At 61.1% G+C, this 586-nt stretch carries 1 protein-coding gene; it reads left to right on the top strand.

Features of this window, described 5'->3' with window-relative positions:
* Positions 1 to 133 precede the first annotated feature (133 nt).
* A complete protein-coding gene (locus tag ACEWFR_RS23775; protein WP_374063350.1) occupies positions 134 to 493 on the top strand; it encodes a dihydroneopterin aldolase family protein in 360 nt (119 codons plus the stop codon).
* The last annotated feature ends 93 nt before the right edge of the window (positions 494 to 586 follow it).

Below are 586 nucleotides of genomic sequence, written 5' to 3'. Positions count from 1 at the left end.
CTCTCGCCGTGATAGCAGGGCATGCTCGGTTTTGTCCGTCGACGCTCTACCCATGTGACTTGATAGAACGACTCACACCGCAGCAGTCCATCACATCGCAATCCCCTTGCCGAACGCCCGCGAGCACTGGCACATGCCGACAGACACGTCACCCACGGACGCCGAGGCCGCCTGCTTCGAGGCCGGCATCAAGTTCGGCTCGCTCTACCACCAGTTCGCCGGCACGCCCGTCTCGCCGGCCAGTGCCGCGAGCCTCGAGACGGCGATCGAAGACTCGATCGAGAACCAGCCCCACTGCATCGACGTCGCCGTCGACGTCTTGACTGACGAACTCGAGGCCGAACTCGCCGACTCGAGCGCCGACTACACCGAACTGACGGGTCGATTCCTCGCGGTCGAAATCGTCGTCGACTACGAGGGCTGCGAGGTCGTCACGCGCATGGAGATGGAAGACGGCTATCCGCTGATGCGACTCGAGTCCGTTCGCGACTAGAGGTACAGCCTTTCGATTCCTCGAGATGTGGATGGAACAGCGGGTTCTGATAGTGACTAAGTAAAACAAAGCGATCTGCTATCGTGGCACCAC

Source organism: Natrinema sp. H-ect4, assembly GCF_041894845.1.
Taxonomy (GTDB): Archaea; Halobacteriota; Halobacteria; order Halobacteriales; family Natrialbaceae; genus Natrinema.
Note: the sequence above shows the minus strand (reverse complement) of the source record. Positions and strands in the feature narration are given on the sequence as shown.